Origin of the sequence: Luteimonas panaciterrae (assembly GCF_020511115.1) — a bacterium.
Taxonomy (GTDB): domain Bacteria; phylum Pseudomonadota; class Gammaproteobacteria; order Xanthomonadales; family Xanthomonadaceae; genus Luteimonas; species Luteimonas panaciterrae.
Map to the genome: position 1 here is coordinate 95,093 of NZ_JAJAVH010000014.1, position 22,282 is coordinate 117,374.

At 63.7% G+C, this 22,282-nt stretch carries 15 protein-coding genes and 2 tRNA genes; 4 read left to right on the forward strand and 13 right to left on the reverse strand.

Annotated elements, in window-relative coordinates:
* Positions 1-76: 76 nt before the first annotated feature.
* The 3 genes from LG367_RS15285 to LG367_RS15295 all read right to left on the reverse strand — a co-directional run bounded on the left by LG367_RS15285 (position 77) and on the right by LG367_RS15295 (position 4,382).
* A complete protein-coding gene (locus LG367_RS15285; protein WP_226470132.1) occupies positions 77-985 on the reverse strand; it encodes a LysR family transcriptional regulator in 909 nt (302 codons plus the stop codon).
* Positions 986-1,059: 74 nt separating this feature from the next.
* The gene (locus LG367_RS18660) at positions 1,060-3,420 is read right to left on the reverse strand and encodes a sodium:solute symporter family protein (RefSeq protein ID WP_226470133.1); all 2,361 of its coding nucleotides are present in this window, start codon (positions 3,418-3,420) and stop codon (positions 1,060-1,062) included.
* Positions 3,421-3,533: 113 nt separating this feature from the next.
* Positions 3,534-4,382: an HpcH/HpaI aldolase/citrate lyase family protein gene (locus tag LG367_RS15295; RefSeq protein WP_226470134.1), complete on the reverse strand. Its 849-nt coding sequence runs from the start codon at positions 4,380-4,382 to the stop codon at positions 3,534-3,536.
* 292 nt (positions 4,383-4,674) lie between these two features.
* Between LG367_RS15295 and LG367_RS15300 the strand changes: the two genes are divergently transcribed.
* Both LG367_RS15300 and LG367_RS15305 read left to right on the forward strand, forming a co-directional pair.
* Entirely contained in the window at positions 4,675-5,109 is a 435-nt protein-coding gene (locus LG367_RS15300) for a hypothetical protein (RefSeq protein WP_226470135.1), read from the forward strand.
* A 117-nt stretch (positions 5,110-5,226) separates the two neighbouring features.
* Positions 5,227-5,301, forward strand: a tRNA-Val gene (locus LG367_RS15305).
* A gap of 75 nt (positions 5,302-5,376) precedes the next feature.
* On the opposite strand, the gene uvrB is transcribed toward LG367_RS15305, so the two are convergent.
* The gene (gene uvrB / locus LG367_RS15310) at positions 5,377-7,410 is read right to left on the reverse strand and encodes an excinuclease ABC subunit UvrB (protein ID WP_226470136.1); all 2,034 of its coding nucleotides are present in this window, start codon (positions 7,408-7,410) and stop codon (positions 5,377-5,379) included.
* Between the two features lie 206 nt (positions 7,411-7,616).
* Between uvrB and LG367_RS15315 the strand changes: the two genes are divergently transcribed.
* Positions 7,617-8,150 (forward strand): GspH/FimT family pseudopilin, encoded by a 534-nt coding sequence (locus LG367_RS15315; RefSeq protein ID WP_226470137.1) that lies wholly within the window; start codon positions 7,617-7,619, stop codon positions 8,148-8,150.
* Between the two features lie 84 nt (positions 8,151-8,234).
* On the opposite strand, the gene LG367_RS15320 is transcribed toward LG367_RS15315, so the two are convergent.
* From LG367_RS15320 to LG367_RS15350, 7 genes are all read right to left on the reverse strand, one after another.
* Positions 8,235-8,311: transfer RNA gene (locus tag LG367_RS15320), tRNA-Asn, on the reverse strand.
* A gap of 128 nt (positions 8,312-8,439) precedes the next feature.
* Positions 8,440-8,877, reverse strand: a complete 438-nt coding sequence (locus tag LG367_RS15325; RefSeq protein ID WP_226470138.1) for a type IV pilin protein — start codon at positions 8,875-8,877, stop codon at positions 8,440-8,442.
* Between the two features lie 14 nt (positions 8,878-8,891).
* Positions 8,892-13,538 (reverse strand): pilus assembly protein, encoded by a 4,647-nt coding sequence (locus LG367_RS15330; protein WP_226470139.1) that lies wholly within the window; start codon positions 13,536-13,538, stop codon positions 8,892-8,894.
* 17 nt (positions 13,539-13,555) lie between these two features.
* Positions 13,556-14,068: a pilus assembly PilX family protein gene (locus LG367_RS15335; RefSeq protein WP_226470140.1), complete on the reverse strand. Its 513-nt coding sequence runs from the start codon at positions 14,066-14,068 to the stop codon at positions 13,556-13,558.
* A gap of 13 nt (positions 14,069-14,081) precedes the next feature.
* Positions 14,082-15,257, reverse strand: a complete 1,176-nt coding sequence (locus LG367_RS15340) for a PilW family protein (protein WP_319004030.1) — start codon at positions 15,255-15,257, stop codon at positions 14,082-14,084.
* 2 nt (positions 15,258-15,259) lie between these two features.
* On the reverse strand, positions 15,260-15,733 hold the full coding sequence (gene pilV, locus LG367_RS15345; RefSeq protein WP_226470142.1) for a type IV pilus modification protein PilV: 474 nt from the start codon (positions 15,731-15,733) through the stop codon (positions 15,260-15,262).
* Positions 15,730-16,248, reverse strand: coding sequence for a GspH/FimT family pseudopilin (locus tag LG367_RS15350; protein ID WP_226470143.1), 519 nt, complete (start codon positions 16,246-16,248; stop codon positions 15,730-15,732). Before LG367_RS15350 ends, pilV begins: the two co-directional genes overlap by 4 nt.
* Before the next feature lie 126 nt (positions 16,249-16,374).
* Between LG367_RS15350 and LG367_RS15355 the strand changes: the two genes are divergently transcribed.
* On the forward strand, positions 16,375-17,427 hold the full coding sequence (locus tag LG367_RS15355) for a sensor histidine kinase (RefSeq protein ID WP_226470144.1): 1,053 nt from the start codon (positions 16,375-16,377) through the stop codon (positions 17,425-17,427).
* A 27-nt stretch (positions 17,428-17,454) separates the two neighbouring features.
* On the opposite strand, the gene ppnN is transcribed toward LG367_RS15355, so the two are convergent.
* Both ppnN and LG367_RS15365 read right to left on the reverse strand, forming a co-directional pair.
* Entirely contained in the window at positions 17,455-18,843 is a 1,389-nt protein-coding gene (gene ppnN / locus LG367_RS15360; RefSeq protein WP_226470192.1) for a nucleotide 5'-monophosphate nucleosidase PpnN, read from the reverse strand.
* Between the two features lie 107 nt (positions 18,844-18,950).
* Positions 18,951-22,124, reverse strand: coding sequence for a TonB-dependent receptor (locus LG367_RS15365; RefSeq protein ID WP_226470145.1), 3,174 nt, complete (start codon positions 22,122-22,124; stop codon positions 18,951-18,953).
* Between the last annotated feature and the right edge of the window lie 158 nt (positions 22,125-22,282).

Below are 22,282 nucleotides of genomic sequence, written 5' to 3' on the forward strand. Positions count from 1 at the left end.
TCTGCAAGAGCCCGCACTTCCATGTGCGGACTTTCCAATGCTCACTCCGTTTAGCATCGCCCCGTCGGTGAAAAACTCACTGCATTGTCTTGCGACTTTCTTCGAGCAGCACGTTGACGAGACGGATACGCACGCTGGAACGCGACCAGACGATACCGATGCGCCGTGGTTCTCCCGCATCGGGCAAGGGCAATCGCACAAGGCGCAATCCTTCCGGCCAGGGCCGTGCCCAGTCGGGCACCAGCGAAACGCCCAGCCCGCGATCGACCATCACTGCGATGGCATTGAGTCCATTGAGCTCGAAACGCTCACGCGGAACGATGCCGGCGCGGCGCAGATAGTCGTCGGCCAATCGTCCGCCCCACTGGTTGCGGTCGTAGCGGATCAGCGGTTCGTTGGCGAGCAGTTCGTGCGGATCGCGTCCCGCCATCGATTGCGGCGCGATCACCACCAGCGGTTCCTCGCGCAGCAACTGCCAGTCGCAGGTCTTGGGCAGGGTGAACGGCGCCTGCAGCACCAATGCCGCATCGAGTTCTCCGGTTTCCACCGCGCGATACAGCTCGGCGGAATATCCCGGACGGATGAAGACGTTGATCTCCGGGAACTGCTCCACCATCCGTGCCAGGATGTCCGGCAGCATCCCCGCGAGCGCGGTCGGGCATGCGCCCAGGTGCAGCTCGCCGGACACGGCGCTGTCGTTGGCGATGCTGCGCAGATCGGCGACGCCACGCAGCAGTTCGCGCGCGCGCTGCAGGATGCGAGCGCCCTCCTCGGTCATGCTCACGGTGCGGCCGACGCGCGCGATCAGGCTGGTGCCGAGTTCGCGCTCCACCGTGCGGATCTGCTGTGCCACCGCCGCGGGCGTGATGTTGAGCACGCGCGCCGCCGCCGCCATCGATCCCTGTTCGACCACGGTGACGAAAGTATTGAGGAACTGGGTTTCCACGTTGTCGATCCGGGCGGGATTGCAAAGACGTAATTGCAAGGAATATCCAGGCCGCATTGGCCTTCGGGACCGCTTGTCCACCGTCTCCGCCGATGCGGAAACGACGGCAGAGTTTACAGGCTTTCCGGCGCCTCTTTGTCCGCACCGGCGATGGCTGGCGCGGCTGGAGCGGCATCCTGGCGATAGATCGTCAGCCCGTGCAGAGAACGCGTCGGTGCCGGGAACAGCAGGCTCGCCAGATACCCGATCACGATGCAGAGCAGGATCGAGATCGCCAGGTAGAAGTACGGATGCACCAAATCGAACGACCACGCCACCAGGGTCAGGCAGATGCTGGAGCCGATCCCGATCGCCACGCCTGGCGAGTTCGCCCGACGCGTGAACATGCCCAGCGTGTAGGCGCCGGCGAATCCGCCGCCGAGCAGACCGGCCAGCTCGATCGACACATCGAACAGGGAATGGATGTCGAAGCGCGACATCAGCAGCGCCACGCCGATGCCGACCAATCCCACCACCACGGTCATGATCTCGGCGAACAGCACACTTTGCTTCGGCGTCGGATTTTTCGCGATCTTCTCGTAGAAATCCACGGAGATCAGCGTGGCGACACTGTTCATGATGCTCGACAGCGTCGCCATCGCCGCGGCGAAGATGCCGGCGATGATGAGCCCCGTGACGCCGGTCGGTAGTTCCGCGGCGATGAACAGCGGGAATGTGGCATCGATCGGCAGCAAGGGATTCATGCGCTCCGGATGCGCCTTGTAGTAGACGAACAGCGCGGTGCCGATCATGTAGAACACGAAGCCGCCGGGAATCATGATCGCGGCGAAGGCCCAGATCGAGCGCCCGGCCTCCTTGTCGGATTTCGTCGACAAGGTGCGCTGCATCAGCACCTGGTCCTTCGGGAAGGTCAGCACCACATCGAACAGCACGAGGAAGATGAAGCCCCACACTGTCGCCTTGGTGAGATCGAAGCCGAAATCGAGCAGGTGGAACTTGTTCTCGGCCATCGCCGTCGAGTAGAACTCGTCGAAGCCACCATGCAGTTTCCAGATGATGAAACCGATGGCGAAGATCGCGCCGCCCATCTTGACGATGACCTGCACGACATCGGTCCAGATCACCGCCTTCATCCCGCCCATCGCGGTGTAGATGATGGTGAAGCCGCCCATCAGGATCACGCTCCACACCACGCTGATGCCGGTGATGGTGGCGATCGCCAGCGCAGGCAGGAACAGGATCACGCTGAGCCGGCTGCCGATCTGCATCACGATGCACAGGGCGCTGGCGAGCATGCGGATCGCGGGATGAAAGCGCGTTTCCAGATACGAGAACACCGACATCAGGTTAAGACGCCGCAGGAGCGGGACGATCCAGACCGCGACGAACATCAGGCCCAGCACCGCGATCAGATTGTTCGTCAGATATTGCCAGTTGCTCTCGAACGATTTGGCCGGAATGGCGATGAAGCTGATCGAACTGGTGTTGGCCGCGTACAGGCTCACGCCCGCCGCCCAGAACGGGATGCTGCGCCCGCCGACGAAGAAGCTCGCCGTCGAATTGCGCTTCTCGCGCAGATAGAAGTACAACCCGATGCCGAGCATCGATGCCAGATAGATGGCGATCACCAGCCAGTCCTGCCATTTCAGCAATTGCCGGCTGGGCTGGATCTGGGCGTAGGCGAATTCGATGCGTCGCCCATCCGCCGCCGATCGTGCCCAGAAGACACCATCGCGCCAGGCGGCCGTCGCGATCGGATCGGTAGCGGTCGCGCCCGGCAATGCCGTCCAGGCGCCGGTGATGATCTGCAGCGTCATGGGAGTCGCCAGCGCATCGCTTCGCGCCGGATCACGCACCAGGTAAAGCACGTGCGCCTGACCGATCGCGCGCGCTGAACCCGCCACGATCGCGCCGGGAACCCGGCCCTGCTCCGTCCAGCCTTTTTCGCTTTCGCGCGTGGACCAGCGCCACAGATGCTCGCCTCCGCCGGATGCATCCGCCACGGTGACGAACACGGCCGCCGTCTGCACCGCGAACGATGTCGCCACGCCCGAAGGCCATCCCGACAGACGCGTCCACTGCGGTTTTTCCGCTCCGATCGTGATCCGCAGCATCTGCGGCCGCGTACCTTCGTTGCCCACGACGTACAGCGTGTCGTCCTTCAAGGCGCCACGTGCGTTTTCCAGGGGAACAGGAAGCGGCGGCAAGGGTTGCAAGCTCACCCTATCGTTGGCGATGCCGATACGGGCGACACCGATCACCGCTCGCGATTCCGCTGCGGTGATCAGGGCATAACTCTGCGCTTCGTTACCGAAGAGACCGGCGATATTCGTGGAAGCAGCTCCGCTTTCCCAGCGAAGTCGCGACCATGCCGATCCATCCGGCGACAACCTCCAAACCGAATCGCGCAGGATCGCGAGCGCATGCCCATCCGCCTGCGCGACACCGATGATTGGCGCGTCTGCGTCGAGCACCGGAAGCGTTCCGCTCCGCATCGGCGCCAGGTTTTCCGCGAATGCCGGTATTGTCGCGAGCAACAGACACGCAGCCACGAATCCTCGAATCATCCTGAAAAACATCATCTGCATCATCGCGCGGCCGCAACGATGGCCTGGGCGCGTTTGAGGAACGGCAGATCGATCATCTTGCCGTCCACGACGAAAACGCCACGCCCCTGCTCCACCGCCGTCCGCGCGGCGTCGACGATGCGCCGCGCCGAAGCCAGTTCTTCCTCCGATACCGCGAACGCCGCATTGGCCAAAGCCACTTGCCGCGGATGGATGCAGCTTTTGCCCACGAATCCGAGCCGGCGCGCCATTTTCGCTTCGGCCGAGAACCCCGCCGCATCTTCCAGATCGGCGAAAGCCCCGTCGACGGCGAACACGCCGGCCTGGGCCGCCGCCATGCGCACGGCGAACATCGTCGCGTGCACGTTGGCGATATCGTGACGATCGACGCCGTGTGGCTCGAACAGATCACCGAGACCGAGCTGCAATCCCGCCACGCGCGGACTGGCCACGGCGATGTCCGCCGCATTCGCCATGGCTTTTGGCGTTTCGATGTTGACCAGCAGCCGGATCGGCTGCGACACCGCGTTCGCGGTCTCGGCACGCTGCAGGATTTCGACCGTCGCATGCAATCCGGCGGCCGACTCGATCTTCGGGATGTTCAACAACGCCACGCCATCATGCGCGACGGCGCGCACGTCTTCCTCGAAATGGCCGCTGCCGGGTCCGTTCACGCGGACGATGATGAGCTTGGCGGCATCGCGGGCCGCATCCGATCGGATGAATCCGGCCACCGCGGCTCTCGCCTCCGCCTTGCGTTCGTCCGCGACCGAATCCTCGAGATCGAGCGACAACGCATCCGCCTCCCCGGCCAGCGCCTTGGCGAACAGTTCCGGCCGAACACCCGGTACGAACAATTTGCTACGCATGGGGCTTCGCCGTCATGCGCGGAGTGTGCGCCAAGAGACATCACATTTTGGATATCCCGGCCATATTCAAACGATAGGGATTCTTTTGATTGCCGCATGTTGCTCACAAGCAAAAACCCTTGCGCAGACCTGTCCGTTGGCGGGTCGAGCCGACCAGCGCCGCGCTTGCTGGCCGCCATCGCGTGTGAAACGGCAATGCTAGAGTATCGGCCAGGGGCGATACACATCCGGAAGCGTCCAGGGATCACGGGCTCCGCGTTTGCGGGACCGAGGGAGATTTATGTTTCTGTCGATGACAATCGCATTGGCCCTTGGCTTGTCCGGGCAGGCGGACCCGGATTCCATCGAGCCGGGCAAGGCCGGCACCGCTCAGCTCTATGCGGAGTGCGCCGGCTACTACGATTTCATCGCCGACTCGCAGGAGAGCAGCGCCAGGAAGCAATCCGCGGACATCATGCGCAACATGTCCAGGAACGCGGTGCTGATCTCGCGACGCATCTACACGTCGGACTGGCAGCTCAAGCACCCGGACGGCAAGCGCCAGGCCATCGATTGGGAACGCGAAGCCATCGCTCCGCACAGGAAGCGTGTGAAACTGATGCTGCTCGCCCTGGACAGACAGGACGATCCGTCCATGCGCGACAGCTATGGCTCGAAATGCGCCAGGCTCACGGAGATGACCGACCTGCTGCTGAAGTCGATCGAGCGGCAGACTCCTGGCAAGTAAGCGGGCTCGTCCCAAGACCATGGGGCCGGACCGGCGGCCACGCCCCAGGAAACGGCCCCGCCGATCCTGGCTCGCTTGTCGCTCCCCCTGCCCCCAGGCTAGAATTCGCGTTCCTTCGGGCGGTTAGCTCAGCGGTAGAGCACTACCTTGACATGGTAGGGGTCACAGGTTCGAACCCTGTACCGCCCACCACGCATGTGGAAAGCGTGGGATTCTCGAGACGGCGCGGCCTGGCTAGGCGGCGCCGTTCGCGTTTCCGGGCCCGACTCAGCTGGCCAACGTAGCTTCCTTGATCCGACGAATCTGGTCGCGCACCCGAGCCGCCGCCTCGAACTCCAGATCGCGGGCATGCTGGTACATCTCCTGCTCCAGCGCCTTGAGCCTGGACGCGAGCTGGGCCGGATCGAGCACGGCGTATTCGGCGGCCTCCTCGGCCACGCGCTTGGCCTGGCCGCGGGCGCGCTTCTCGGCCGCCGGCACGCTGCGGGCACCTTCCATGATGTCGACGATCGGCTTGGCCACCGACTTCGGCACGATGCCGTGCTCGGCGTTGAACTCGAGCTGCCTCTGTCGACGACGGCCCGTCTCATCGAGCGCGGCCTGTATCGAGCGCGTGATCGTGTCCGCGTACAGGATCGCCTTGCCGCGCAGGTTGCGGGCGGCGCGGCCGATGGTCTGGATCAGCGAGCCGGACGAGCGCAGGAATCCTTCCTTGTCGGCGTCGAGAATCGCCACCAGCGATACCTCCGGCATGTCCAGGCCTTCACGCAGCAGGTTGATGCCAACCAGCACGTCGAATTTGCCCAGGCGCAGGTCGCGGATGATCTCCACGCGCTCCACCGTTTCGATGTCCGAGTGCAGGTAGCGCACGCGCACGCCATGCTCGCTGAGGTATTCGGTGAGGTTCTCGGCCATGCGCTTGGTGAGCGTGGTCACCAGCACGCGATCGCCGAGCGCGACGCGTTCGTGGATTTCGCCGAGCAGATCGTCGACCTGCGTCGCCACCGGGCGGATCTCGACTTCCGGGTCTATCAGTCCTGTCGGCCTGACCACCAGCTCGATGATCTGCCCTTCCGTCTTCTCCTGTTCGTACCGGCCCGGCGTGGCGGAGACGTAGATGCTGCGCGGCGAGCGCGCCTCCCACTCTTCGAAGCGCAGCGGCCGGTTGTCCAGCGCCGACGGCAGGCGGAAGCCGAATTCCACCAGTGTTTCCTTGCGCGAGCGGTCGCCCTTGTACATGGCGCCGATCTGCGGAATGGTGGCGTGCGATTCGTCCACGACCAGCAGCGCGTCCGGCGGCAGATAGTCGAAGAGGCACGGCGGCGCTTCGCCCGGCATGCGCCCGGTCAAGTGCCGCGAGTAGTTCTCGATGCCGTTGCAGTAGCCGACCTCGGCCATCATCTCCAGGTCGAACTGCGTGCGCTGCTGCAGGCGCTGCGCCTCCACCAGCTTGCTCTGCGCGTAGAACTGCTCCAGCCGCTGCGGCAATTCCAGCTTGATCGCTTCGATCGCATCCAGTGTGGTGCGTCGCGTGGTGACGTAGTGCGATTTCGGATAGATGGTGTAACGCGGCAGCGTCCGCTGCGTCTCGCCGGTGAGCGGATCGAACAGCGTCAGCTTCTCGATCTCACCGTCGAACAATTCGATGCGGAGCGCCTCGGTGTCGGACTCGGCCGGATGCACGTCGATCACCTCGCCGCGCACGCGATAGGTGGCACGGCGTAGCTCGGTGTCGTTGCGGGTGTACTGCATCTCGGTCAGACGGCGGATCAGCTCGCGCTGATCGATGCGCTCGCCCTTGACCATGTGCAGCACCATCTTGAAGTACTCGCTCGGATCGCCCAGGCCGTAGATCGCCGACACCGTGCAGACGATGATCGCGTCGCGCCGTTCCAGCAGCGCCTTGGTCGCCGACAGGCGCATCTGCTCGATGTGCTCGTTCACCGAGCTGTCCTTCTCGATGTACGTGTCCGAGGACGGGACGTAGGCCTCCGGCTGGTAGTAATCGTAGTAGCTGACGAAATACTCCACCGCGTTGTGCGGGAAGAACGCCTTGAATTCGCCATACAGCTGCGCGGCGAGCGTCTTGTTGTGCGCCATCACCAGGGTCGGTTTCTGGATCTCCTGGATTACGTTGGCGATCGTGTAGGTCTTGCCGGAACCAGTCACGCCCAGCAGCGTCTGCCGGGCCAGGCCCGACTCGAAGCCGTCGACCAGGCGCGCGATCGCCTGCGGCTGATCGCCAGCCGGCTGATAGGGCGCGACGAGTTGGAATCCCGCGCTGGTGGATGCGTCGTTCATACGGGCGCCAAGAGTCAATCCAGTAGTTTAGCGGCTTCCCGACACGGGCTTCGTCAAGCAGGAAGGCCGCTTCGAGCAGCCCGCCGGGAGATCGTTGCCGACAAATCCGGCCGGGATATCCCTACATCCCGCATCGCCGGGCGCCGATTCTGCGATCCGCCCATGCTCCGGAAAATCCGTCTCAAGAATGGAGACCGGAGCAGGACATGAAACGCAGTCAAACAGGCTTCACGTTAATCGAGGCGATCGCCGCCGTCGCCATCATGGCGATCGTAATGGGTGCCGGTGTCCCTTCTTTCAAGCGGATTCTGACCTACCAGCGCGTGGCTTCAGGCATGTCCCTGCTCTCCACCTCGCTGGCGTCGGCACGCATGGCGGCGATTTCGGCGGCCACGCCGATCACCGTCTGCCCGATCACGACCGGCAGCCGCCGCTGCCGTCAGGACAGCGTCTGGGACGGCGGCTGGATGGTCTTCCGCGATCGCCTGCGCAAGGGACAGCCTCGAAGCGACAAGGATGTCCTTCAGGTGATCGAGCGCTCCGATCGCCATTTGGTGCTGTGGAGCACCGCCAGCCGGAAATACGTCCGCTTCCAGGCGGACGGACGCGCCGGTGGCAACAATCTGATCATCCGGATCTGCAGCGACGGGAAACTGAACGGCGAGGTGGCGGTCAACAACGTCGGCCGGGTGCGATCAAGGCGTGTTTCGGGCGACCGCCCCTGCGGGGACCGACGCTGAGCGGTGCCGACGCTGAGCGGTGCCGACGCTGAGCGGTGCCGACGCAAAAAAGGCCGCTTTCGCGGCCTTAAGTGCTTGAATTCATGGCGCCCGAAGTTGGACTCGAACCAACGACCCCCTGATTAACAGTCAAGTGCTCTAACCGGCTGAGCTATTCGGGCGGGGGACGCAATATTAATGGCGAGGTCGTGCGCTCGCAACCCATCGTGCGGTCACGGCCGCGATTAATGCGGGTTGGATGCCCGTTTCGACCGTGCCATGCAACTGCGGCATGGCGCGAGCATCAGGATCACCAGCACTCGGCCGGCTCGGTCGGAGTCTTGGCGCCCACGCTGTTGACGCCCAATTCGCCGCACCTGTCGTTCGTCTGATCCGTTCCGTCGACCGGCGTCGCGGTCAGAGTGAATGCGTCCGCATCCGCGTCGTCTCCGTCACGAGCCAGATTGTAGAAGGGACGCTCCGAGTTCCGAGGCGAGATTTTCTCCTCGTCGGGAATGGTCGCCCAGAATCCCGCATAGGTGTTGTTGACCGTGTGGAAGCGTTCGGCGCGCTGCGTCAGCTCCACCAGATCCGCCTTCGCCTGCGCACGGCGCGACTTGCGCACGTACTCGACGTAGGACGGATACGCGATCGCGACGATGACCGCGATCACAAGGACCACGATCATCAGCTCGATCAACGTGAAGCCGCGGGACTTGCGCATGTTTGCCACCGGAAGAGCGATCATGGACATCATCCCACCTATCGGACCTGTCGCCAGGATTGACGGCCGCAGGGACGCGGCAAGTAGAGCGGATCCGCACCCGGCGCGCGCAGCACGAAGGTGCACATCTTGGCGTTGATGCGCTGCTGCAGGCAGCCCGGCGTGGTCGGATCGCACAGGGCTTGCAGCTCTTCCAGCGTCGGCGTCGGCGGCACGAACACGTTGGTGTCCTTCACGGGCGGCATGTTCTTGCCGTCCTTGTTGAGGGAGATCGCACCGCATTCGCCCGTGCACACCGGGTTGCCACCGCGAGAGTTCGAGACACCGGACATGCCACCCGCACCCGTCAGCAGGTTCAACGCATACAGCCAGTTGATGCCGCCACCGGCCGAACAGGTCGTGTCCACGCCTTCGTAGGTGGTGAAGATCACCTTGCCGTTCTGGATCCTCGGCGTGCCGATGAAGCGCTCGCCCTTGCCGGACGTGCCTACCTTCAAGTCGATGTACCAGCCGCGCTTGGTGCCGTAGGTGACCAGGTTGTTCGAAACATCACGCGTGTCGTAGCCACCGGACGTCGCGACATTGGAAATGGTCTGCTCGACCAGCATGTCGCGGCCGGTGATGCGATCGTCGCTCTGGTTGTCCCAGATGCCGTACAGGCTCTGCACCGGCGGATTGTTGCTGACGGTGTTGTCGCCCACGGCGAAGTAACGGCCGGTACCGAACAGGATGCTGACGCCACCGCTCGGTCCGCTAGTGACCTCGATGCCGCCGGTGATCGGCTGAGCGACGGTACCGATCTTCGCCGTGAACAGCGGCTCCCCGCTGTAAGCCACGGTCCAGTTGGCCGGGTTCGTCTCGGTCAGATTGAACTTCCACACATTGCCTTGCAGGTCGCCGCCGTAGACGGTGTCGACGATGCCGTCATTGTTCGCCAACGCCACCGGCGCGACGCTCATCAAGCCGTTGCGCACGGCGTAGGCGGTACCGGTGGGCTTCAGGCGCGACAGCACGGTTCCGTCGTTGGCGTCGACGACGAACAGCACGGGCGCACCGGAATCCGAATTGACGCCGTTGCCGAAGATCGCCACCCAGCGCGGCCGCCCGCTGCTGCCCTTGATCGGCACGATGATGGGCTTGCCCATGACCATGCCGAGATCGTTGATCGTGCTGCCGCTCAACTCCCACAGCGCATCGTTGGCCGTGAAGCCTCCGGGGTTGGACACGTTCAGGCCGAACACCGATTTGCCGCCCGCTCCCGTGGCGCCGACGAGCAGCGTGCGCCAGTTGCCCGTCGAGGTGGACGGCACGTCGGAAGTGGTGATGGCGCCATCCACGTAATAGCGATGGAGCAGGTTCGGATCGGCCAGGCTCGCCAGATGATCCAGCGAACCGGAAGGAATGAAGCCGAAAAGCTCGGTGCCGCCCGTGGTGTCGTTCTTCGCGTTGAAGGCATGCAGCATGCCGTCGTTGGCGCCGACGTAGATGACCGGGTCGCGGGAAGCCTTGGTTTCGAGATAGGTCCTGTAGCTCTCGCCCAGCTCCCGCTTCCAGTCCACCGTGGTGAAGCTCGCCCAGGAGTCGTAGCCGTAATCATCGCGCGGCGAGGCGATTTCAGGCGTCGAGTTGATGATGTCGCCCAGCGCGGAGCTGCGGTTGCGCAAGGTTTTGTTGGGATCGCCGCCCGTGCCACGTTCGTTGGCGTGGTCGCCCTTGATGTAGGCCACCAGGTTGTTGACGGTGTACGTGCTGCGGAACCACGTGGGAATGATCGTCATGCCCATTGCCGCGAGCTTGGCTTCGCGGGTTCCACCCGGGATGTTGTTGCCCGTAAATGTCCTGGACATGGCGGGCGTGCGCACTGTTCCGTCGGCTCTGATCTCGGTCGGCACGCTCACCATGAAGATGTTGTCGCGGCTGGACGCGGGTGGCAGCTTGGCCGCGGCGCTCCAGATCTCGTTGCCCGCCGAACCATCGGGATTCACCTGGACTCCACGCACGTTGCCGATCCAGTCGTTGACCGATTTGTCGGTCAGTTCGTATGTCGCTTCCAGCGTGAACGAATTGCCGGTGATGCGCGCGCCGCCGCCGGCGCCGCCCGTCGGCGCCTTGTTGCCCGCCGCTTCCGCGAAGATGCGATCGAGCTCGGACTTCAACTTGGACGGGTCGCGGGCAAGGAAGTAGTTGTCGGGCGTTCCCGCCACGCGCTTGTCCCACTCGCCCGCATCGGGCTTGTTATTGCCGTTGGCATCCTTGAAACCGCCGTACTTGGCCGCGTACCAGAGCGGGCTTTCCAGCAGCTTGGCGTTGCTGGTGCCGACGGTGAACTTCATCACCTTCGGCTTGTACCAGTCCGTGCGCGGCTCGTCGGTGACGGTCAGGATCGAGCCGTCGCTGCTGCCAGGACGCAAGGCGAGGCGATAGACGCCATCTCTGTTCGATCCCGTCACGGCGAAGCCGGTCATCATCGCGTTGCCGGCGTAAGCGGACAGGTTCTCGATGCGCACCAGCACTTCATTGGCGGCCACATTCGGCGATCCGCCTGCGCAGACGGGCGAATCGGAACGCCAGCAGATGTCCTTGCCGGTGTAGCCGGTGTTCTTCGGGTTGGTATTGGCGTCGCAGGTCGCGCCGACACAGTAGGTCATCATCGAGACCACGTCGTTGTCGTGGTCGTTGCCCCACAGCGAATCTTCCCAGACCAGGGAGAAGCTACCCGCATTTCCGTTGGCCGTCAGCGCGCGGCCATAGACGTGCTGTGGCGAGACTGCGGACGTCTTCGCGCCCACGCCCACCGATCCCAGGAAGCAGGTGCGCCAGTTCCTGTCCCGATTGCTACCGTCGATCAGGGCTTGACCGGACTTGTTCGCCTGGCACAGCGGCGACAGCGTGATCTTGCCGTTTCCGATCGGAATATCGAATTTCGGCAGGTTCTCGGCCATCGCCACCGCATAGGTCGTCACGGTGTTCTTGTAGCTGGCCGGCTTGTTCTGCAAGCCCGGCCGCATATCGGTGATCTTCGCCTGGAATGCCAGGCCCGACATGAGATAGCTGCCTTCGATCGACGGCACATCCGGGCACATGCCTCGCGCCTTCGACAACTCGCTCAGCGGCTTGGCGGTACAGATGTCTTCGTGAGTATTGACGGAATTGCCGACGGCGAGCTCCGCCTGATTGGCCACGACACGGCCGATCATGTAATTGCCGTTGATGTTCTCGTTCGTGCCCAGACCATCGGTCGCGGTGGCGGCGCCGGCGATTCGCGGCACGCCCGGCACTTCGTCGCTGTCGAACGACGGCAGACCCGAGGACATCACCAGGATGTTGCAGGTCGCGCAGAAGGAGTTGCCGCCCTGGGCCGTGGCGCGATACGGGTCGAGCCAGGTGAGCGTGGAAGGCAGGCCGGTCAGATCGGTTCCGCCGGTGAAATTTCCCGTGGCCGTGGTTTCGCCCGCCACGTAGCGCAGCGCTTCCGCATACATTTCGGCCAGCGGATTGCCCCAAGCGCTGCAATTCTGAGTGCCGGTGCCCGGATTGTTGAGCGAGCCATTTCCCGCGTCCGGATATCCCTGACGATTCAGATAACCCCAGTTGTTGCAGTCGTTCCAGACACTGCTGTAATTCCACTGCGTCAGCTTGAAGCGCGACAGCGTATTGATGATGCCTTCGGCATTGTCGGTCTGGTTACAGAAGCGGCCATTGCTGAGATCCACTTCATCTCCGGCAATGCAGCCCGTGTTCGTGCCGCTGTTGCCCGCCAGCTTGCCGATATTGCGGCGAAGCACGCCGCCACTGCGCGGCTTGGAATACGAACCGCTGACCATGCCGAAACGCAGGCGTCCGGTCTCTCCGTACGTCTGGAGCAGTCCGACCGGCTTGTAGCTGTCGGTGGTGCCGCTGCTGTATTTCTGGCAGAAGCTCTCGCGGCGATTGGTGGCGGCTTCCGCCGGATCGCAAACTTCCACGCGAACGGTGTAGGTGCTGTCGACGCCAGTAGGACGATCCGGGTTGTCATTGCCGACGGTGCACTGCTGCAATGCCGTGGCCGCCCATTCCGACCAGTTGCCCGACTTCACGCGCATGAAGGGAGCGCCGGTACTGCTGGTGCTCGTATTGCAGAACGACTGCACGCCCGTGAGCGGCGCGTAATTGCCGATATCGGCGCCGCTGTACACCTTCACCCAAGCATGCAGGTCGCTCGGGATATTGGCGCGCTCCAGCACCGTGGTCGTGTCGTCGGTACTGCGCTGTCCGCCGTAAAGCACGAAACGCAGCACGTCGAGGCGACTCATCGTCACCCAGTTCAGGAAGTTGCCGCTCCAGCGTCCGGTCTGTCCCGAGCAGGAATGGCCTGTCGCCGGACCGGTGGCCTTGAAACGGCCAGAGCTGTAGCTGTAGCAGAGCTTCGAGTCGAAATAGCCCGCGTAATCGAAACGGTCCTGATAGGTGATGTCCAGCAGGCCATCGCCGTCCAGGTCCGTGTAGTCGGTGTAGGCCTTGTTGAACAACTGCTCGTCGCGCGACATCACGAGCATCATCAACGGCGGATCGCTCTGGCCGGAGAACAACGGCACCTGCGACACGTCGTAGTCGTTGCTGCCCGCAGTGAGATCGACGCTACGGGTGACCAGCAGCGTCACCAGAAGTACGACCGCGGAAAGGCGGAACCATGTTGGGATGGTCATAGTTGTCTCCGCGGTCCTCAGGGAATGAACACTGTGTCGATGACCGCACTGGCGCTGGGGTTGTCGTCATCGTCGTTGGTGTCGCTCGCCAACGCCGTGATTTCGTAGATGTTGCCGGTCTCTTCGTTTTCCTTGTTGCCGATGCGGCGGCTGGAAGCCGCGAAGCAGCGATCGACACGCCGGATATAGGTATCTTCATTGACGTCGCCCAGAGGGCGCGCGCTGTCGTTGCCGTCGGCCCAGCTCGCCGGATCGAACGTCGGCGAACACACTTCCTGATCGGCGGCGAAGGTGCCGGTGAGTCCCAACTTGTCGCTGATGTCCGCTTCCGAATCGCGCGCCGCCAGCTCGGCGTTCTGGAACGCCAGATTGACGCGGTTGTAATTGGACGACATGCGCTCCTGCATGCCGATCACGCGCATGCCGGCGATGCCGATCAGGGCCATCAGGATCAGCATGATCAAGGCCACGTACAGCACCGCGCCTCGCTGCTTGTAGGGAACCATCGACTCGGTGTTTCGATTCTTCATGGCGAGCCTCGCGTCAATTCCCGTACAGCCGGTTGCGCAATGCGACCGTGGATTGATAGACGGTGCGATAGCGGCCATCGTTGGGCAGCGTGAATCCCACGCCCAGGGACGATGGCGAGACGGCCGCCTCCGCCTGGGCCGACCCGGCGCGACTATCGCTTGCGGCCAGCAGCCCGACCTGCACCAGACCGACCCGGCGCCAGCTGTTGTCCGCGGGCGTGACCGCGTTGACGGTTGCCGCCGTGCCCACGCGATCGACGTAACCCGTCGGCGGGTTGGCGGCGTTCAACTCGCGATCCTGGCCGTACAGCAACTGCAGGTTCTCGACCCCTTCGACCAGTTCCTGCTGGTCGGATTCGAGCGTGCCGCCTGGCGTGGTCCGGAATCGCACGCGATAGAGAGCAGGCCGCGGATTCGCATCGTCGTTGAGACCGATGTAGTACACGACGCTCTCGGCGCGATACAGCATCGCCTGACCCGCGGTGAACACCTTGCTGAAAGAGGTTTCGTTTTCCGGCGCATCGTCGTCCATGACGATCATCCCGGTGGTGCTGTCTTCCCCCGCTTCGAACACGGTGGCATTCATGCAATCGGCCACGCCGAACAGGCCGGGATTGTCGACGCCGCTACGCAGCACGTCCCAGCGCGCGGCATCGAATGAGAACGTCGGAGCGCCACCCGAACCACCGATGGCGGTGATCGGCACGCCCTCGGGAGCGAAATAGCGCAACGCGATGATGTCGCTGCCGGCGATGCGATTGTCCGTCGCATCGGCGATCTCGGCCGGCAACGCGGGAGTGAACGCCGTGCCGCCCGCCGTGGGGTTCTCCGAGATCGTCACGCCGGTGGCGCCAGGCGCGGTGCCCGTGGCCTCGTAGCCGCGAATCGATACCCCGAACTGCAAGCCTTCCTCGGCGCCGGCACCGAATGTCGTATCCAGCCCGCTTGGAGACTGCTGCGCGTGCGCCTGATCGTTGACGCAGCCGAAATGCCCGGCCATGCGGATATCGCGCTGCAGGTAGTCGACCGCGAACCGGCCATTCTCCTGCGTCCGGCTCAAGCCTTCCGACAATTGGTAGGACGCGCGCGAAGCACTGAACACCTGCAACAACCCCAGCATCAGGATCGTGCCGATCAGCATCGCGATCATGAGTTCGATCAGGGAGAGGCCCTGACTGTTGCGCCGCATGTTCATAGCCGGGTCGTCGCCTCGAAGGTGAGCGGGTCGGAGCCGACGGTCCAACGCTCGTCATCCCAGCTGATGGCCACCGTGACCTGATCGTCAGCAGCCTGGGTCACGCTGGCTGTCGCGCCGGCACCCAGCGTCCTGCCCAGGCGGCAGCGCCACGCCGTGAGGTACTGCGTCGTGGTCAAACCGTTGCCGACGGCCGGCACGCAGGACGTCGCGCTGGTCGTGGCCGTATAGGTGCCCTCGTAGGCGGCGACATTGATTCGATTGACTCGGATCTGATCGAGCAGCTCGTACGCCATGTTCGTGGCCTGGGTACGGTAGTTCGAGCTTTCCGCATAGCGCACGCTCATGGTCTGCAGCATCGCCAGACCGAGCAGTCCGAAGGACAGCACCAGGATCGCGATCAGCACCTCGATCAGGCTGAAGCCGCGCATGGCGCGCGCGGCACCCATGCGGTGATGTTGCGAACTCATGAGCAAGCCTCCCTGGGCTGGGCGCTCGCCCGGCCCGTGGTCGTGATCTCCAGCCTGACCTGCAGATCGGAGTTCCCGCACTCCTTCGCCCGGAGGACGACTTCCTGATCGTCCGCGTTGGCGCGTCGGCCGCGGTTGTCGAAGGTGATCACGCCATCCTCCGGCCCGGTGATCGTCATCCTGTCGTTCGCCTCGACGAAGCGCACGAGCGTTTCGCCGGCATCGATCGTGCCGTCACCGTTGGTGTCATCCCAGACCAGCCATCCCCCGCTCCAGTCGTCGGCGCAGGCGGCACCGTCCGTGCTTCCGCAGACGCTGGCCGGCCGCGCGCTGCGGATGGCCTCGCTGCGCGCGAGCGTGAGTGAGGCGATCATTTCGTTGGTCGCCGTGGCGAGACGATTGGAGCGCATGACACCCTCAAAGCTGGGGAACGCGATAGCAGCGAGGACTGCCAGCACAGCCACTGTGATCATCAGTTCCACGAGTGTGAAACCGCGTGCCGGCCCCAATCGCATATGTACCCCCTCCCCTCGATATGCCAAGGTTAGCGGCCCGCCATCGGCGGGCAAGCGGATTCGGGACAAGCGGTCGGATGGCTCCGACGGACGCATGCGACCGGCCCACTCGTATCATGTGACCCAATGCCCACTTCTTCTCCACAACGCAGTCCGCAGCACAGTCCGCTCGACACCTTGTGGCAAGCGCCCGCGATCGCCTGGATGCTGTTCGCCGGTGAAGCGTTGGCGCTGGTTCTCGCGCTCGCGCCAAGCAGCGAGGAGCATCGACTGCGTTATTTCGGACTGGTCTCGATCGCCATCCAGTGGACGCTGTTGTGGACGCTCGCCGCCACTTACCTGATTCGCAAACCGCTGCGCGTGCTTCCGCCGCAGCGCATCGCGTATGTCGTGCTCGCCATCCTGCTGTTCAACACCTGGGGCATCACCGAACTGATCGGATTCCTGTTCCGCGACACCTGGCAGATCACGCGCGAGCAATGGTCGTGGACGCAATGGCGCGTGCTTGGAATCATCACCACAGTCGGCATCTTCGGCCTGGCCGCGTTCCAGAACCAATGGCGCACGCGACAGATGGCGCTGCGCGCCAAGCAGTCACAACTGGAAGCACTGCAGGCCCGCATCCGCCCGCACTTCTTGTTCAACACCTTGAACACGGGTGCGGCGCTCGTGCATCAGCAACCCGAGGCCGCCGAACGCGTGTTGCTGGATCTGGCCGATCTGTTCCGGGCGGCATTGGCCGGCCCGCGCGAGATTTCGCTCGACGACGAACTGTCGCTGGTGCGCCGCTATCTCGAAATCGAAGCGTTCCGGCTCGGCGACCGATTGAAGATCCACTGGCATCTCCCACAAGCCATGCCCGCGGTCAACGTTCCCGCCCTGTCGATCCAGCCGTTGGTGGAGAACGCCATCCGGCACGGCATTGAGCGGATTCCCGCCGGTGGCGATGTCGAGATCGCGGTGACCGTCACGCCCAACGCCGTGACGGTCCGCATCACCAACCCCGTGCCGCCCGCCGGAGAGCGCTCGCATGGCCATCAAGTGGGCTTGAGCGCCTCGCAGGTACGCATCGAAGCACTGACGGGCGGCCGCGGCAGCGTGCGAATCCAGAGCGACGGACAGCGGTTCTACGCCACCGTGCGGCTGCCTCTCAATTCGAGCGAAGCGAGCGGGAGCTAGCGCCCCCGCCTCAACAATTCAGCCGGATCAGGCCAGCACTTCGTAGCACGGACGATATTCGCCCGCGATCTTCATGCGACGCTGCTCGACGAACGCGCGCAGCAACGCATCCAGCGCCTGCATCATGTCGGTGTCGCCGTGGATCTGGAACGGCCCGAACTGCTCGATGCGCCGCATGCCGTCTTCCTTGACGTTGCCGGCGACGATGCCGGAGAACGCGCGACGCAGATCGGCCGCCAGCTCGTGCGGCTTGCGCCCATGATGCAAATCGAGCCCGGCCATCGCCTCGTGCGTGGGCGCGAACGGCTGCTGGAACGTGAGCGGAATCGTCAGCGCCCAGTTGAAATAGAACGAATCCTTCTGCGCGATGCGGTACTCACGCACCTTGGCGATACCGGTCGTCATGCGCTTGGCCACGGCCGCCGGGTCGCCAACGATGATCTCGTAGCGATCCGTCGCCGCATCGCCGAGCGTGAGACGGATGAACTTGTCGATCTGCTCGAAGTACGGCGCCGCCGCCACCGGTCCGGTGAGGATCAGCGGGAACGGCAGCTGCGCGTTTTCCTCACGCAACAGAATGCCGAGCAGATACAGGATTTCCTCCGCCGTGCCGACGCCACCGGGGAAGACGATGATGCCGTGACCCAGGCGCACGAACGCTTCGAGACGTTTCTCGATGTCCGGCATGATCACCAGGTGATTCACGATCGGGTTCGGCGATTCGGCCGCAATGATGCCCGGCTCGGTGATGCCGATGTAGCGCGTGCGGCGCTTGCGCTGCTTGGCGTGGGCAATCGTCGCGCCCTTCATCGGTCCCTTCATCGCGCCCGGGCCGCAGCCGGTGCAGATGTCGAGCCCGCGCAGGCCGAGTTCGTAGCCCACGTCCTTGGTGTATTCGTATTCGTCGCGGCTGATGGAATGGCCACCCCAGCACACGACCAGATTGGGCTCGGCCGGCTGCAGGATGCGCGCATTGCGCAGCAGGCCGAACACCGCGTTGGTCAGCCCCGCGGAAGATTCGAGGTCGGCCGCGTACTCCGGCCCCAGCTCGATGGCGGTATAGGCCAGGTCGCGCACGACCGCGAACAGCAGCTCCGCGACGCCGCGGATGATCTCGCCATCCACGAACGCCATCGCCGGCGCGTTGATCAGATCGATGCGCACACCGCGATCCTGCTGCAGCACCTGGATGTCGAAATCCGGATACAGCTCCTGCGCGGCGCGCGGATCATCGGAAGCGCTGCCGCTGGTCAGCACCGCCAGCGCGCAGCGGCGCAGCAGCTCGTGCATGCCGCCGCTGGAAGCGTCCTTCAGCCGCGCGACCTCGTCACGCGAGAGCACATCCAGCCCGCCCTTCGGATAGATCCGGGCGTTCACCACCGGCAGCGCCTTCGCCGCCGTACTCGTCTCGGTCATTTTCATCGTGTCTCTTCTTGATACCGCCGGACTTTAACGCAAACCCGGCGGCAAAAAAACGGCCGGGTCGCCCCGGCCGTTTTTCGTTGCTGCGGCTCAGCGCTACATCAGAACTTGTAGCGGAAGCCCACCTGCACCGACCACTGCGAGACACCGACGTTGAAACCGTCGGCATCGGCGTTGGCCACGGCCGGCGCCTCCGGGCTGGTGAAGTTGTAGATGTACTTGCCGCTCGTGGGATCGATGCCGGTGGCACGCAGCACCGTGGCGTCGGCGAAGAAGCCGTAGTCGTAGATGTGGCCCCAGTCCTTGTCGATCAGGTTGCCGACGTTCTGGATGTCCAGCCAGATCTCCGACTTGTGACCCTTGAAGAAGCCCGGCAGCTCCTGGCTGATGCGGATGTCGAAGGTGTTCACCCAATCGCCACGGAAGCCATTGCGCGGCGCTGCCTGGCCGGCGTAACGGGCGAGTTCGGGATGCTTCGACAGCCATTCGAAGAACTGCTGCTCCATCTGCGCGCCGCCACTGAACACCACGTCGCCAGGACCCGCCGGCACGTAGAACAGATCGTTGACGCGGCTGTCGCCGTTGACGTCATTGGAGTAGATGTAGCTGAACGGACGACCGCTGCGGCCTTCGTAGAACAGACCGATGCTGGTCTCGTAGTCGCCGAAGAACTTGTGCTTCCAGTTCAGAGCACCGGTGAGGCGATCCTTGATCTCGTAACGGGCCGTGTCGGCCTCGTCCTGGTTGATCTGGAAGATGTTGTTGTAGTTCCAGCCGGAGGTCGCGGTCGAGCTGGTCAGGCCGCTGACTTCTTCGGCATTGGTGTGGGTGTAACCCAGCGACCAGGACCAGTCGCTCTCGGCGCTCCACGGCTTTTCCAGGCTGACGGTGAACTGGTTGCTCTTGCCCTTGTCGGTGTTGTCGAGCAACAGCACATCGCCGAAGCGCGAATCGCGATTGGCGCGGGCGCTGCTGAAGGTGTTCGAGTTGCGCCAGTACAGCAGACGGCCGTCCTGACCCACGGACGGGCCGGTCTGGCTGGCGCTGTTCGGCGCGCCGACGTCCAGACGCTGGTAGTACAGCGCCGACTTGACGTCGGTGAGCAGCAACTCGGCCGAGAACACGATGCCGTACCACGGCAGTTCGTGGTCGATCGCCAGGTTGGCCTTCCACACCGACGGCAGTTCGAAGTCTGGTGCGATGAAGTTGATGTTCTGGCGCGGGGTCGACGGCGTGCTGCCGCTGGCGAACTCTTCGACCTGGGTGTAGTTCAGACCGGTGGTGTTGTAGGCGTTGCTCAGCCACACCTGCGGCGAATCACCCTGGAACAGACCGACGCCGCCGCGCAACTGCGTCGGACGCTCGGTGGCGAAGGTGTAGTTGAAGCCGAAGCGCGGCTGCCACAGCCACTTGTCGCCGCCGGTATCGCTGTTGTCGTAGCCGTAGACTTGCTGCGCGAGCGGGTTGTATTCCGGATCGCTGTCGATCTTGAAGCTGTCGCCGCGCACGCCGAAGGTCAAGGTCAGCTTGTCGTTGACGTACCACTTGTCCTGCACGAACAGGCCCAGCGACTTGTAGGTGTAGTCGGCGGCCATGTTGTTGACGTCGCCGCCAACCGGATTGCGGAACTGGCGGTAGCTCCAGGTGCCGTTACGGAAATCGTTGAGGCTGTTGTAGATGTAGGAACCGTCGACGAACGGCGCGTAGAGGTTGAAGATCTCGTTGGTCGCGTAGTCGAAGCCGAACTTCACTTCGTGATCGCCGAGGTTGAAGATACCGGCGCCGTAGTAGTTCCAGGTCTTGGTGAACAGATCGTTGTACTGCGAGTTCGATTCCGTGCCGAGCCACAGTGCCGGGTTCTGGCCGACGCCATCCGCGTTCGGGGCGCCGTAGGCGATCTTGACTTCCGGCGTACCGGAGGTCGGCGTGTTGCGGATCGCCGAATAGTCGCGGTACGAGACCTTGAACTCGGTCGAGAAGGTATCGGTCCAGTCGCTGAACAGCTGGGCGACGTAGCTCTCGACGGTCTTGTCGTGCTGATACCAGTAGGAGCTCAGCGAAGCGGAACCGGTGTTGCCGGCGTTGAAGCCGTTGAGGCGCAGCTTGCTCTGCTCGAGCTTGCTGTAGCGGAAGTCGGCGCGGTGCTGGTCGTTGATGTTCCAGTCCAGCTTGATCGCGTATTCCTCGAGATCGGTATCGCTGTTGCTGCTCAGGCCGCCGGCCTCGAAGCCGCCGAAGTTGCTGTTGCCGGCGCGGGCGATATCCGCCGCTTCGGTCGCATCCGCCGGATCGATCCGGCCAATGCCCAGCGGGCTGTTGGCGATGTCGGCGCCGGGCGCCGCCTGCTTGAACTTCTCGTAGTTGGCGAAGAAGAACAGCTTGTCCTTGACGATCGGGCCGCCGAGGGTGAAACCGTAGGTTTCTTCCTTGGTGAAGCCGTTGAAGGGCTCGCCTTCCGGATCGTCGCCGAACCAGTCGCCGTCACGGTAGGTGCCGTACACCGAACCGTGGAATTCGTTGGTACCGGACTTGGTCACGGCATCGACCACCGCGCCGGTGCCACCGGTGATGGTGACGTCGTAGTTGGCCAGATCGACGTTGATGGCTTCGATCGCTTCCATCGACACCGGCTGACGGCGCGTCGGCATGTTGTTGCCTTCCAGGCCGAAGGTGTCGCTGGCGGAGACGCCGTCGATGCGGATGGCGTTGTAACGCGGGTTCTGACCACCGGCGCTGATGCTGCCCGAGGCGCGGTCGACGAAGGCCACGCGCGGATCGAGGCGCATGTAGTCCTGGATGTTGCCGCCGATCGACGGCAGCGCGTCGATGGTCTGGCGCGTGACGTTGGTGCCGGTGCCCATCTTCGAGGCGCTGAACACTTCCGAGCCGCCGGCGGCGATCGCCTGCACGGTACCCAGCGTGGTGACGTCGTTATTCAGCTGCGCATCGATCGTGCTGATCTGGTTCAGGGTGAGGAAGACGTTCTCTTCCGTATCGGTACCGGACCCCGCCTTGTTGACGGTGATGCTGTACGGACCACCCACGCGCAGACCGCGCGCGGTGTAACGACCGTTGGCGTCGGTGGTGGCACGGCTCACGGTGCCCGACTCGACGTGGGTGATGGTGACTTCAGCCCCCGCAACCGGCTGGCCATCGGCGCCAGTGACCAGGCCGCCGACGCCGGCGGAGGTGCTTTGTGCAAAGGCGGGCGCTGCAGCGAGCGCGGCGATCAGACCGAGCGACAGCTTGGAGAGTCGGACGCGGGATTGCTTCATGGGTGATGGCCTCGAAAGCAGTTTTGGACGATTGGATGAATGACGCGCGCAGACGCGCATCAAAGAAGAAATTTCGAAATGGGATGTCCCCAACCCCTTGCGTCCCTGCACACGGCCGTCACGCGGGGTTAACAACAGGTTAACACGATAGCCGGGCT